Here is a 13,221-nt window from a genome sequence, read left to right on the forward strand (position 1 = left end):
ACAAATGTGGCAAAAAATAAACAAAAAACTGCTGGCGGCCGGGATTGCCGTTTTGCTGGGGATTGCCGGCGGCAGCTGGTATTACCAGCAAGCCCAGCAGGCGAAGACAACGGCCAGTCAGGAAACAGTAACGGCAGCCAGAGGCAAAATTGTCTCCAGCGTAGCGGCGACCGGAACGGTAAAGCCGGTTGACGCGGTCGATATTTCCTCGCAGGTTACCGCCTTGATCAAAGAGATTAAAGTCAAGGAAAATGACCGGGTTAAGGTTGGTCAGGTGCTAGCGATATTAGACGATACGTCTTTGGAATCCACCAGGAATAAAGCCGAATACGCCATGAACAATTACGCCGCCAAATATAAGCGGTATCAGTCTTTGCATTCCATCGGGGCAAAATCGGATGCTGACCTGGAAGACTCGCTCTTAAACTATCAGACGGCTGAGGCTACCTACAATGAGGCCAAGGCGGATGTTGACAAGACCATATTGGTTTCGCCTATGGACGGTGTTGTTCTGGGGGAACCGGTGGCGGTAGGGACGCTGGTGACGGCAGGCGTTAATGACCCAACGGTAGTTATGATGATTGGAGATATTTCGCGTAAAAAGGTAAAGGTCAAAGTCGATGAGACCGATATTGGTAAGATAAAAGTCGGCCAGCCGGCAACCTTCACAGTGGACGCTCATCAAAACCATACGTTTACCGGCAGTGTCAGCAATATTGGGGAAATTTCGACAAGCACCACCAGTACAACCTCTGCTACTTCGTCGTCTTCATCGTCGTCTTCCTCCTCATCGTCTTCCAGCAGTGTCGTCTATTATTATGTGACACTTGCTGTTGAAGATCCGGATAATCTGCTTAAGCCGGAAATGACGGCGCGGGTTACCATCAAGATTGACGAGAAAGACAACGCCCTCTTGATTCCCCTGGCCGCTTTAAAAACCAGTACCAGTGGCCAGTATGTTGTAGTGTTGCGCGATAACGGCAAGAGTGAAAATGTTCCGGTTGAAGTTGGCCTGACAAGCAGCGACAAAGTTGAAATTATCAGCGGGCTGCAGGACAACGACAAATTGATTATTTCTTATACCAAGTCACAGAGTCAAACATCTTCGAGTCAGAAGAATAATGGTCCGCCGCCTCCCATGTAGCAGCAAGTGACATTATAAAACGGCCTGCAACAGGTGGAGGCGTAGGGGAAAGGGAGCTGAAACATGTTTAAAGAAAGCATAGCAATTGCCCTCAGGGCTCTGCTGGCCAATAAGCTCCGCTCGATTTTGACCATGCTGGGGATCATTATCGGTGTGGGCGCCGTTATTGCCATGGTATCCATCGGGATGGGCGTGCGGGAAAAGGTACAAAGCTCCATTGCCAGTCTGGGCAGCAATATGCTGATTGTCACGCCGGGAGCAGCCTCTTCCCAGGGGGTGCGCTCGGCTTCCGGCAGCAGCATAACCTTGTCGGCGGAAGATGCGGAGTACATAAAAAAGACGGTATCGGGCATCGACTATGTGGCGCCCAGTGTGAGTAAGCAATACCAGATTATCGCCGGCAATCAAAACTGGACAACGACGGTTTACGGCATTACGCCCGAATATATGGCCATTAAGAGTCTGACGGTCGGCAGCGGCAGTTTTGTTTCCGAGCAGGATATCAAATCCCGTAACCGGGTGGCCGTGCTTGGCGCCACCGTGGCAGAAAGCTTATTCGGCGAGATGAACCCGACCGGACAGAACATCCGGATCAACAATACGCCCTACCAGGTTGTCGGTATCCTTGACAGCAAGGGCCAGTCCTCCATGGGCCAGGATCAGGACGATATCGTCCTGGTGCCGCTGACAACAGCGCAGGAGCGCCTGCTGGGCATTACTTATCTTAATTCCATCAGTATTCAGGTCAGCACACTGGAAGGCATGGATCAGGCCCAGGCGCAGATCACCGAGCTCTTACGGCAGCGGCATAAAATCAGCGGCAACAAGGAAGATGACTTCACGGTACGCAACTTGACCAGCATCATGCAAATGATGACCGAAACGACAGGAACCATTACCCTGTTCCTGGGCTGTATCGGCGCTATATCCCTACTGGTCGGCGGTATTGGCATTATGAACATCATGATGGTGTCGGTGACGGAACGGACCAGGGAAATCGGTATCAGGAAAGCCCTGGGCGCACGGTATAACGATATTATGCTGCAGTTTTTGATTGAATCGGTGGTCATCGGTGTGCTTGGCGGTATCTTCGGCGTTGGGCTGGGGATTGCAGCAGCCTTTGCTATCTCGGCTTTTGGGAGTTTAAATACCGTAATTTCGGCGTTGTCAATTCTGGTACCTTTTGGCGTATCGGTTGCCGTGGGGCTGTTTTTTGGTATTTATCCGGCCAGAAAAGCCGCTTTGCTTGATCCGATTGATGCCTTGCGGTATGAGTAACATGAGCCTGTAGTTGCATTTTTTGATTGCGGGAACGTTGGGAAAAAGAAAGGGGCTGTGCTGAAACGCTTAGATTCGGCACAGCCTCCTTTTTTACTGGAGAAAGCATATTTCCTGTAGCAGAAGGGAACAGCGGCTTTCAGCCTTCACTAAGACTGAAAGCCGTGTTTTCATCTCTGCGCTTTAGCCGGCGAAAATTTACTAGCCGGCAATAAAGGAGTCGAACATGCTGGAGCCGGCTCTGCCTAAGTAAATGGAAAGCGGAATACACAGAAGGTTTAAGCTGACAATGATCCAAAAGCTGTTGCCGGCAAAGCCGTTCATCAGGTACAGGATAAAAGCGGCAATGGACAGAAGCTGAAAAATCGTGCCGGCAATCATTTTATTAATTAAAAGCGGTGTTTTCATTTTCTTAAAACGGAGCTGACCGTCAAACAATCCGGTCAGAAAACCTGCCAGCACGGTAAACGGTAAGACCAGTACAGACCATTTGGCAATCGCCAGAAATTCCGAACGCACCGGGTCAGCTGCATACAGGGATAAAAGCGGCATAAATGCAGCCAGTAACAGAAAGACCTGGGGAAAGTGAACGGCAATGGGATGGAAATGCTGGTCAAGCAGAAATTTCCGTCTGGGCGCTATTTTTTTTGTATAAGGCTCAAACACTGTTTTTGGTAACCCGCAAGCCGGACAGAGCTCCTTCAAATGATTTTCATCCATAACATAGCCGCAGGCGCGGCAGCGTATGTAATTAGCCAAAATGCATCCCTCCGTTTAATAGCAATTTACAATAATGTCTATTAATAATAATTCTTTTTAAAATCAGGTTATCCTGCTATGTTTTACTAAATTTTTTAATTGTTGAAATACACTTGGAACAGTTGACTTAATACTATGACCTATAAAGAGCCACATGGAGACCTTTATTTCTCCATGTGGCTCTTTATAGTCAGGGATTCGTTTTACAGTGTAGTAGGGGCCATAGTTATTGTCGATATATGTCTGTACTAATATTTTATTAACATTTTTCTTAACAAAAAGAAAATATGTAAATGCGAAACTACATATGGGATTTACTATTCGAATGGTATTTTCTGATTATCAGGCAAAAAAAAGCTTGCAAAGGGAGGAATTTCAAAAATGAGTAGTGTTTCATCGGTTACTTCCAGTACTTCCACCACTTCCAGTACGTCTGCGACAGCCAGCCTGGACTTTGACGAGTTTATTCAGATTCTGGCTGCCGAACTAAAGTATCAGAATCCGGACGATCCGGTCAGCGGCACCGAATATGTTTCTCAGTTGGCTCAGATCAGTTCCCTGTCGGCCTTGTCGGACATCAGCACCTCGGTCACCAATTCTTCGGCCTTTAGTCTGATCGGGAAGACGGTAAGCTATTCATCTACCAGTACGTCCGGCAGCACTGTCACTGGCTCAGGGACCGTATTATCGGTAACGGTTTCCGGCAGCAATACCTATGTCAATGTCGGCGGCACGACAGTCAATTACACCGATATTTACCAGGTAGGCAGCGATTCCACGACCACCTCTTCGACCTAAAAGTAACCGGACCCGGACAGGGAGGTTATTTCTATTTCTGAACGACTGATGAAATAGTGATTAATTATTTGGGGGTTTTTATTTTATGGCTATCATGAACGCCTTATCCACGGCGGTATCGGGCATCAAAAGCCAACAGACGGCTCTTGACGTTATTGCCAATAATATCGCCAACGTTAATACCACTGGCTATAAGTCGCAATCGGTTACCTTCAGCGATATCCTGAGTCAGACCATTAAAGCCGCAACTGCAGCTACCGCCACTACCGGCAGCACCAATCCCGCGCAGGTCGGACTGGGGGTCAGTGTGTCCGGTACTTCTACCGACACATCGGTGGGCAGCACTTCGTCCAGCAGCAACTGGACTGACGTGGCGCTGACCGGCGACGGCTATTTTGTCGTCCAGACCAGTTCGGGCAGCTACGCCTATACCCGGAACGGCAGCATGGGCGTCGATTCGGAAGGCAACCTGACTATCGACGGCTATATCGTGTGCGGCTGGCAGGCCTACACGCTGGATGACGACGGCAACATTGTTTACAATACCAGCGGCGATATTGAACCTATCAATATTTACAGTGACAGTTACGCCGGCAACAAATACACGCTGACGCCTGTGGCCACCACTTCCTCCAGTATTGGCGGGTATCTTAGCTCGAAAAAGGATGTGGCGGATGGAGCCACCGGACTGACCTCTATTGGCGACACTACGGATTTGAGTTTTGACGCCACGACAGAGATAACTGTATACGATTCACAAGGCAACGACTATGATGTTACCGTGAACATGAAAAAATGCGCGGTCGAAGGCAACATAACGACCTGGTACTGGGAACTTAGTTCCGACGAGGTGACAATAAGCCCGTCCAGCGGCTACATTGCCTTTGATTCAGATGGTAACATAGTTGATTCTGCTACGACACTTTCGGCGACAGTGGACGACACTGCCGGCTATACCGCTGCCGCCGTTGCGGCAAGCGGTGTGACGGACGGTGACTATAGCGTCGTGGTGACAGGCACAAGCGGTGCTTATACCATCACGGTATACGACAGCTCGGGAACTTCACTGGGATCGGCGTCTTCAACTGATGGTTCGGGATCGGTTAGTTTATCGTCAGGGGGAACACTCACTTTTACCAAGCCTTCGTCTTTTTCAACCGGTACAACGGCTGTTACTGTCGCGTCCGACAGCGTAACGAGCAGCGCGGCGAATTATGAGTATTCCAACGTGAGTCTTGGCACTGCTGTAGCGGCAGGTTCTTATACTGTCGCTGTAACGGGAACAAGCGGCTCATATACGGTTACCCTGACTTATCCCGACGGGACAACTTCTTCAGTGACTTCCACCGATGGTTCGGCGACCTTTGGCTCAGGGACCTCCGCCATTACTTTGTCTGCGCCGGATAATTTTCAGACGGGTACGACGACGTTTACTGTGGCGTCAACTACTCACACGTTTGACACCACGGCAAATGTCACCATCACAACCCCGGCAGACGCCGGTACGGATGATATTACCATGGCGCTGGATTTCTCGGGGCTTACGACAAAAGCTTTGACCAGCAGTTCACTGTCAGATGATACGGACGGCTATACCTCAGGGACTCCGTCGTCCTATTCGATTTCTTCCGACGGTACGATTTACTGCACTTATTCCAATGATGTAACCTTGTCGGTCGGTCAAATCGCTTTAGCGGTGTTCACCAATGCGGAAGGACTGAGTAAAACCGGCGACAACCTGTATACGCAAACCATAAGCTCCGGCGATCGCACTTTTGTGGTAGCCGGAACAGGCGGTTCGGGAACTATGACCGGGTATGCGCTGGAATTGTCGAACGTTGATTTGGCGTCGGAGTTTAGCGATATGCTGATCAGCCAGCGGGCCTATCAGGCCAATACCAAGGTTGTTTCCACAGCGGATGATATGCTGCAGTCGCTGATTAACATGGTCGGCTAAAACAAAAAAAGTATTGGATAATTGACAGGCCGGCTGACGGCGCAAGGACGGCGCAGCCGGCCTGCACCGGATAGAGGAGGAGTTACAGGATGTCGACTTTCGGCACCTATCGCACTGCCTATTCAGGCATGTATACCAATCAGGCCGCGTTGCTGGCGACAAGCACCAACCTGGCCAACGTGGATACGACCGGCGCTTCCAAAGTGCAGGTAACCAGCGCCGACACCTCGACCACCCGGTCAGACGGGAACACGGCGGTAAGCGGCGTTACAGTAGCGAGCATCACCCGGTCGCGCAACATCTATCTTGACAGCGCCTACCGGGCGGCGAATGCCGATTCCACATATCTATCAGTAAAAAGTGGCAATATTGAATACATTGATACGCTGCTGAGTGAATACGATACGGTTACCACCGACGACGACGGCAATACCGAGACGGTTTCCGGGGTGGAGACGGTCATTAATGACTTTTTCTCGGCCTGGGAAACGTTGAGTACGTCGCAAAGTTCCAATGAGGACAGCAACCGGGTGGCGGTGGTGACTGCTGCCAGTGATTTAATTACACTGCTGACGGCGATTGACGGGGAATTGCAGCAATTGCAGGCCGACGCTGTGACAGCGGTGGAAGACGGTGTGGATACATTAAATGATTTAGCCGCGCAGGTGGCGGAGCTGAACAAGCAAATTGTGCAGGCCGAGACCGGCGGCAGCGAGGCCAGTTACCTGCGGGACCAGCGGGACGCCTTGCTGGATGAGATGTCGTCCCTGGTCAATATTACTGTTACTGAACAAAGCAATGGCTCGGTGACCGTCACTTTAGGGGGCGGGACGCTGGTCAAGGGCGATAAGGCCAATACGCTGGCGGTGGACGGCGACGGCTCGGCCGACGATCCGCTGAAGGTAATATGGGCTGCTTCCGGCAATGAAGCGGATATTACCAGCGGCAGTATTGCGGCTTACCTGGAGGATGCCGATCAGACCGGCTATGAAACTATTGACGCCAGTGACCTGCCCTATGACTTTAACACCGCTGCAACCAGTTCCATCACTACATTGCGGCAGACGCTGAATGCCTTAATCACAACCCTGGCTATCAGCATCAATTCGCTGACTACCTCAGGTGTAGACGCTGACGGCAATGCCGGTCTGGCCTTCTTTACAGCCATTGACGCCAGTAAACCTTTAAGCATCACCAATATTCAGGTCAATCCGGAACTGGTGAGCGATTCGAATAAAGTCGTTACCTCGACCAGCAGCGCCAGCAACGATTACAGTATCGCGAGCGCCATTTGCGATCTGTTAAGCGATACGTCCCTCTTTGAGAATGCGGGTTCGTCGCTTAATATTATTAATTTTTATGCGGCGATCACCACTTGGCTGGGGTCGGCCGGCGATACAGTTTCCGGCAATTATGCAACCCAGGCCGCCCTGGCCTCGCAGCTGGACTACCAGCGGCAGGCCGTTTCGGCCATCTCGATTGACGAGGAAATGTCGAATATGATCAAGTATCAAACAGCCTATGCCGCCAGCGCCCGGGTTGTGAGTACCATTGACAACATGCTGGAGAGCTTGCTGGCGGTATTTTAATTAGGATAAGGGGGGAGTGAAATGGCTGCAACTTTTGCAGGACTCAGCATTACCAGCCGGGGTTTGAACGCGGCGCAGGTCGGCATGACGGTGACTACCAACAATATGAGCAATATTGATACGGACGGTTACTCCCGGCAGGTCGTGAGCCAGACCTCCATCGGCCCGGCGGCTGTCTATAGCAGCAGTTTGGTCGGAAGCGGGGTCGAGGTTACTTCGGTCGACCGGGTGAACAGTTTCCGTCTCAATCAAAAGTACTGGCAGACAAACAGCGCCGCCAGCAAGCTGGAAGCGCAGTCCAGTTATCTGGAACAAATCGAGGAAGTTTTCGGCAGTACGGATTCCAGTGAGATTTCCACAGCGCTGGACGATTTTGAGGCCCAATTGGAAACGCTGGCGAATGACCCAACCGATGAGTCGGCCCGGGCTACCGTACTGTCCTATGCGGAAACCTTCTGCGAGACGCTCAACTATGCGGCGGAAAGCCTGGCATCACTACGCGACGACTTGAATAATGAAGTATACACTGCCGTCCAAAACATTAATTCGTATGCCTCGCAAATTGCGGCGCTGAACAGTCAGATCACTACCGCCTCGGCCTCAGGGGCTTCTACGAATGAGCTGGAAGACCAGCGGGACTTGCTTGTTGACAAATTATCCAGCCTGATCGGCATTAGCGTCACGGCAGCCGATGACGGTTCCTATACCCTTACGGTGGACGGCGTCACCCTGGTCAAGGGGGATAAGGCTAACCAACTGGAGTGCTACACCGTTACCGATACCGACAGTGATGCCTACGGCATGTACGGTATCCGCTGGTCTTCAAGCGGTAAGGAATTCAACAGCGGTGATTCCGGTGCGCTTAACGGTTATCTGCAGCTAAGGGACGGCAGTACGGCGGACAATAAGGGGATTGTCTATTACATGAATCAATTGGACAATTTTGCCCGGACTTTTGCCCAGGCCTTCAATGAAGGGGTTACTTCCGGTTCGACCACCTACAGCGGTCATGCCGACGGATATGGCATTGACAGCGCCGAGACAACCGGTATCCGTTTCTTTACTTACGACGGGTTGTCTTCGGAAGACTTTGTGAGCAGCGGATCAGACCTCAGCGCTGCCTATAGCAATATTACGGCCGCCAATATTTCGGTATCCAAGGATATTAAGGAGGATACCGACAAGATTGCCGCCTCTTCCGCCGCCGGCGAGGAAAGCAACAGCAGTGTGCTTGACGATATTATCGATATTTGCTCCACCGTTGCTATCTCCGGCAACTCCACGGCCACCGAAATGTTCAATGTCATTGTCGCCACTGTGGCCGGTGACAGTGCTTCCGCTCAAACGGCCTATGCCAGCAGGAGCGCGACAGCCACTTATATAAATGATAGCCGGACATCGGTATCCGGAGTTTCCAGCGACGAGGAGACGGTTAATCTGAGTATTTACCAGCAGGCGTATGCCGCATCGGCGGCTATGGTGAGCGCCTGGAGCGAAATCTATGATGTTACAATCAATATGGTAGATGATTAGAAGGGGGGAGAATTATGCATCGTGTAACTAACGGCATGATAGCCGAGAATACCCTGCGGAATATCAGCGCAGCCGCCGCCAGGCTGGCCAAGGCCAATGAAGCGGTGTCCTCCAATATGAAGATACAGCTGGCTTCTGATGACACGACAGTGGCCACACGGGCGGTAACCTACCGCAGCTATGTCGCCCAGGTCAAGCAATATCAGGATAATGCCGACCTTGCCTCTGCCTGGCAGACATCTACCGATAACGCCTTAGCGTCCTTGAGTGAGGATATCACCTCTCTAAAAGAACTGGCTACTGCAGCCGCCAGTGATACGGTTACGGATGAAGAACGGGAAAATTATGCCACAGAGGTGCAAACCTATCTGCAGGATATTATTACCATTATGAATGCGGATGAAACCGGCAGCTATATCTTCGGCGGCTACAGCACAGGCACGGAACCGTATGAACTCGTGACCACCGATATTGGCGATCTGGTGACGTTTAAAGGGCAATACCTAAGTCTGGGCAGTGTGCTATCCTCCGACATATCGGATGCTGATATTGAAGCTTTCTATACCGCCGCCAGCAGCGCCGGCGAGATTTACAACTCCCTGAGCGAGGCGGCCAGTAGTGCTTACTCGTCTTATACCACGGCGCAGGCGGCGGCTGACGCCGATCCCACGGATGTTATTCTGGCGGCTAAAGCCACTGCGGCGCTTACCACCTACAATACTATATCAGCCGCGGTTACCACCTATGGCGGTACTGCCAACCTGACTGACGCAGCCTCCTCCGCTGAGAGTGACTATGTGACCATCAAGGCCGCCATTACTACTTATAGCGGTACGGCTACGCTCAGTGACGCGGCGGACGATGCGCAGGCGATCACCGACACATTAACTGCTGCGATCACCACTTATAGTGATTCCACTACGTTAACGTCCGCCGCCAACTCGGCATTAACCGCTTATAATACAGCGCAGGCGGCAGCCGATGCCGATCCCAGCGACACAACCTTAGCCGACGCGGCTACCGCCGCGAAGACTAACTATGATATCCTGTCGGCGGCCGTAACCACTTATGGCAGCACAGCAACCTTATCGGAAGCGGCGGAAGAGGCTAAGGCCACTTCCGATGCCCTGGCGTCAGCCGTAGCTACCTATGGCGGTACAACCAGCTTAACCGATGCGGCGGCGGCGGCTAAAAACACGTATAAAACATTAACGTCCGCCGACAATGCCAACGCCCAAAGCATCAACTACAATGTCGGGTTTGGCACTTCGGTTACTGTCAATATTGAAGGACAGGATGTTACCGGCGAAGGCGACAGCAGCCTCTTTAATACAATCCAAAAGCTGTTGCTGGCGCTAAACGGCGATACCACTTATAAAACCGCCACTATGGATTCCTCGGGCAATGTCACTGTTACCACCCATGACCTTAACATCAGTGATTTGATTGACGAATTGTCGGCCGCGCTTAGCACCGTGACCAAAGCGCAAAGCACGCTGGGAGTCCGGATGAATCAAGTGTCCTCCATATCGGACCGGTTGGATGACGCTTATGAAGCCTATAAGTCGCTTATGACCGACAATGAAAATATTGATACGGCGACAGCGACTACCGAACTGACCAGCGCCGAGTATACCTACGAAGCGTCGCTGGCTGTCGGCGCCAAGGTGATTTCCAAGTCATTAATTGATTATATTGCCTAATGTTGTTGATGAGAGGAGGGGGCCGATATGTCCTCAAGCAGCGGCGTAACCGCAACCACGGTGAATGGCACCACGCGAATCACCGGTTTGTCTTCAGGTTTGGATGTTGATGGTATTGTCGAACAGTTGATATCGGCGGAAAAAAGCAAAAAGCTTAATAAACTGCAGCAAAAGGAACAAACCGCCGAATGGACGCAGGAAGCCTACCGCAGCGTTATTTCCGATTTGACGGAGTTCCAGGATACCTATCTTAGCACCACTTCGTCCAGCAGTATCATGAAAGCCAGCAACTTCTTAAAATATACTGCCACCAGCAGCAGCAGCGCCATTACGGTGACCAGTTCCACCTCGGCGACAGCAGGCAGTCATACGGTGTCTGTCAGCCAGCTGGCCAGCAAGGCCACTTACGCGAGCAGCGGCAGTATTTCCAAAGAGGTGCAGGGATCGGCGGCGCCAGATTACAGCAGTCTCACCGATAAAAGCTTTGTCATAACGCTCGACGGTACAAGTTATACCGTCGATTTGGACGATGTAACCGACCTGGACTCCCTGCAGGACGCCATCAACGATGCCGTCGGTTCCACCACCAAGGTCACCGTCAGTGAAAATTCCAGCGGTTATCTGGAAATCGCCGCCCAGGATGATTCGGGCGTGCAGAAGATAACCATCAGTGCCACTTCCACCACTGATAAAGGGTTAAGTACACTTTTCGGGAGCGATCCTGTTCTCTCCAACCGCTTGAGTACATCTGCGACGCTGGCGGACATTTCCGATCAGTTAAGCACGGCGCTGACGTTTGATGACGACGGGGAAATTCAGATCACGATCAACGGCACTACCTTGACGTTTGATCAAGATGATACTCTGGCTGAAGTAATTTCGGCCGTCAACGATGCCGACCTGGGGGCGACGCTTGCCTATAATTCGCTTACCGGCAAACTGACGCTGACGGCAAACGACACCGGGGCCGGCAATACGTTGACCCTGTCCGACTCAGGGAGCGGCAATTTTGTCAGCTCACTGCTGTCGGTGAAGACAGACGGCGCCGATGCTGTATTTACCATTGACGGGTTAAAAATGACGCGCAGCACCAACTCAATTACTGTGGACGGCGTGACGTATACGGCGAACGACACCACCGACGAGAAAGCCACCGTGACAGTAACGCAGGACACAGACGGCATTTATGATCTGATTTCGAACTTTGTGGATGCCTACAATGAACTGATTAGCAGTATTACCGACTTGATCAATGAGGATTCAGACTCGGATTATCCACCGCTTACCGATGACCAAAAAGAGGAAATGACCGATGATGAGATTACCGCCTGGGAGGCCAAAGCCAAGGTGGGTCTCCTGGAAAGTGACTCCATTCTGCGGGATCTGCTAAGCGATTTGCGGACAGCGCTGATTGACTCCATTTCCGGTGGATCGACCACACTGGCCGCTATTGGTATAACCACCGGCGATTACGGTGACAACGGCACACTGGAGATTGATGAAGACACGCTGACTTCCGCCATACAAAGCGATCCGACAGCAATTATGGAGCTGTTCACCAAAAAAGCCACCTCAACGGCCACCACCTCCTCGGTCGCCGGCAAGTCGCTAGGCAATAACTCGGTGCTGCGTTCCTTGAACGCGACCGACCTGAGCACCCGTTACAAGGAAGAAGGCCTGGCCTACCGCTTTTACGATATTCTGGAGAGTGTTATCTCCACCAAACGCGACAGCGCGGGCAATAAGGGAACACTCCTGGAAAAAGCGGGAATAGAAAGTGATACTTCTGACACGGACAACACACTGTCCACTCTAATTGAGAAATATCAAGACGCCATGGAGGACGAGGAGGACCGGCTGGATGAACTGCAGGAAAAACTCTATACCAAATACACAGCATTAGAGACATATATCAATACTATGAATTCCCAGCTTTCGGCCATTTCCTCCCTTACCAGCAGTTAAAACTTCATAGAGAATGTCTGAGGAGTGGATCACATGGGGCAGGAAGTATCGGCACACGACTTTTTGCGGCGTAAACTGTACATTCTTGAACAAATGGCTGCCAAGCACGAGACGTTAAGCCGTTTTGTATATGACCGCAAGATGACAGGCCTCCGGCGGGTTCTGCGCGAAAGGCAGGCGCTTATTGATGAGCTTGCTGCGGTAAATGACGAATGGGACAGCAACCCAAACTGGAAAAACGCGCCGGGCTTAGCGCCGCTCATTAAGGAAGCGGCCGATAAGCAGCAGGAAGTGCTGGAGCACTGCCGGCAACTGCTCCAGCAGGCCATCACGGAAAAAGAATATATTGCCGGGGAATTAAGAAACAGCCGGGTCAAACGGCAGATTAACAACCAGTATGTCACTCCCTGGGCAGTGATGTTACCAGGCTGCCGCTTTAACAAAAAAGGTTAGTAAACAACCCAATAGCTTATTTTAATAGGATTAACTCGGAGA

General features: G+C 51.4%; 10 protein-coding genes. 9 read left to right on the forward strand and 1 reads right to left on the reverse strand.

Going from position 1 to position 13,221, the window contains the following annotated elements; genetic code table 11:
* Positions 1–4 precede the first annotated feature (4 nt).
* On the forward strand, positions 5–1,144 hold the full coding sequence (locus tag SATMO3_RS04735) for an efflux RND transporter periplasmic adaptor subunit (RefSeq protein WP_371378219.1): 1,140 nt from the start codon (positions 5–7) through the stop codon (positions 1,142–1,144).
* A 63-nt stretch (positions 1,145–1,207) separates the two neighbouring features.
* Positions 1,208–2,422, forward strand: coding sequence for an ABC transporter permease (locus SATMO3_RS04740; RefSeq protein WP_371378221.1), 1,215 nt, complete (start codon positions 1,208–1,210; stop codon positions 2,420–2,422).
* Positions 2,423–2,623: 201 nt separating this feature from the next.
* Here the strand turns inward: SATMO3_RS04740 and SATMO3_RS04745 are convergent, their stop codons facing one another.
* A complete protein-coding gene (locus SATMO3_RS04745; protein WP_371378224.1) occupies positions 2,624–3,181 on the reverse strand; it encodes a rubredoxin-like domain-containing protein in 558 nt (185 codons plus the stop codon).
* A 381-nt stretch (positions 3,182–3,562) separates the two neighbouring features.
* On the opposite strand from SATMO3_RS04745, the gene SATMO3_RS04750 reads away from it, so the two are divergent.
* From SATMO3_RS04750 to SATMO3_RS04780, 7 genes are all read left to right on the forward strand, one after another.
* Positions 3,563–3,979 carry a flagellar hook capping FlgD N-terminal domain-containing protein gene (locus SATMO3_RS04750; protein WP_371378227.1) on the forward strand — a complete coding sequence of 139 codons (417 nt, stop codon included), beginning with the start codon at positions 3,563–3,565 and terminating at the stop codon, positions 3,977–3,979.
* An 85-nt stretch (positions 3,980–4,064) separates the two neighbouring features.
* On the forward strand, positions 4,065–5,936 hold the full coding sequence (locus tag SATMO3_RS04755; protein ID WP_371378230.1) for a flagellar hook-basal body complex protein: 1,872 nt from the start codon (positions 4,065–4,067) through the stop codon (positions 5,934–5,936).
* 89 nt (positions 5,937–6,025) lie between these two features.
* Positions 6,026–7,525: a flagellar hook-associated protein FlgK gene (flgK, locus tag SATMO3_RS04760; RefSeq protein WP_371378233.1), complete on the forward strand. Its 1,500-nt coding sequence runs from the start codon at positions 6,026–6,028 to the stop codon at positions 7,523–7,525.
* Positions 7,526–7,546: 21 nt separating this feature from the next.
* Positions 7,547–9,058: a flagellar hook-associated protein FlgK gene (gene flgK, locus SATMO3_RS04765; protein WP_371378236.1), complete on the forward strand. Its 1,512-nt coding sequence runs from the start codon at positions 7,547–7,549 to the stop codon at positions 9,056–9,058.
* A gap of 14 nt (positions 9,059–9,072) precedes the next feature.
* Positions 9,073–10,761, forward strand: a complete 1,689-nt coding sequence (locus SATMO3_RS04770; protein ID WP_371378239.1) for a flagellin — start codon at positions 9,073–9,075, stop codon at positions 10,759–10,761.
* A 27-nt stretch (positions 10,762–10,788) separates the two neighbouring features.
* Positions 10,789–12,726, forward strand: coding sequence for a flagellar filament capping protein FliD (gene fliD / locus SATMO3_RS04775; RefSeq protein ID WP_371378242.1), 1,938 nt, complete (start codon positions 10,789–10,791; stop codon positions 12,724–12,726).
* A 33-nt stretch (positions 12,727–12,759) separates the two neighbouring features.
* Complete coding sequence (locus SATMO3_RS04780) at positions 12,760–13,179, forward strand: hypothetical protein (protein ID WP_371378245.1); 420 nt, start codon at positions 12,760–12,762, stop codon at positions 13,177–13,179.
* Positions 13,180–13,221 lie beyond the last annotated feature (42 nt).

The sequence above is a fragment of the Sporomusa aerivorans genome (assembly GCF_041428895.1).
Classification (GTDB): Bacteria; Bacillota; Negativicutes; order Sporomusales; family Sporomusaceae; genus Sporomusa; species Sporomusa aerivorans.

Excerpts from the sequence above, each read along its gene's own strand:
- SATMO3_RS04750 (WP_371378227.1), top strand. The coding sequence starts at position 3,563 with ATGAGTAGTGTTTCATCGGTTACTTCCAGTACTTCCACCACTTCCAGT.
- SATMO3_RS04770 (WP_371378239.1), top strand. The coding sequence starts at position 9,073 with ATGCATCGTGTAACTAACGGCATGATAGCCGAGAATACCCTGCGGAAT.
- fliD (WP_371378242.1), top strand. The coding sequence starts at position 10,789 with ATGTCCTCAAGCAGCGGCGTAACCGCAACCACGGTGAATGGCACCACG.
- SATMO3_RS04735 (WP_371378219.1), top strand. The coding sequence starts at position 5 with ATGTGGCAAAAAATAAACAAAAAACTGCTGGCGGCCGGGATTGCCGTT.
- flgK (WP_371378236.1), top strand. The coding sequence starts at position 7,547 with ATGGCTGCAACTTTTGCAGGACTCAGCATTACCAGCCGGGGTTTGAAC.
- SATMO3_RS04740 (WP_371378221.1), top strand. The coding sequence starts at position 1,208 with ATGTTTAAAGAAAGCATAGCAATTGCCCTCAGGGCTCTGCTGGCCAAT.
- SATMO3_RS04755 (WP_371378230.1), top strand. The coding sequence starts at position 4,065 with ATGGCTATCATGAACGCCTTATCCACGGCGGTATCGGGCATCAAAAGC.
- SATMO3_RS04780 (WP_371378245.1), top strand. The coding sequence starts at position 12,760 with ATGGGGCAGGAAGTATCGGCACACGACTTTTTGCGGCGTAAACTGTAC.
- flgK (WP_371378233.1), top strand. The coding sequence starts at position 6,026 with ATGTCGACTTTCGGCACCTATCGCACTGCCTATTCAGGCATGTATACC.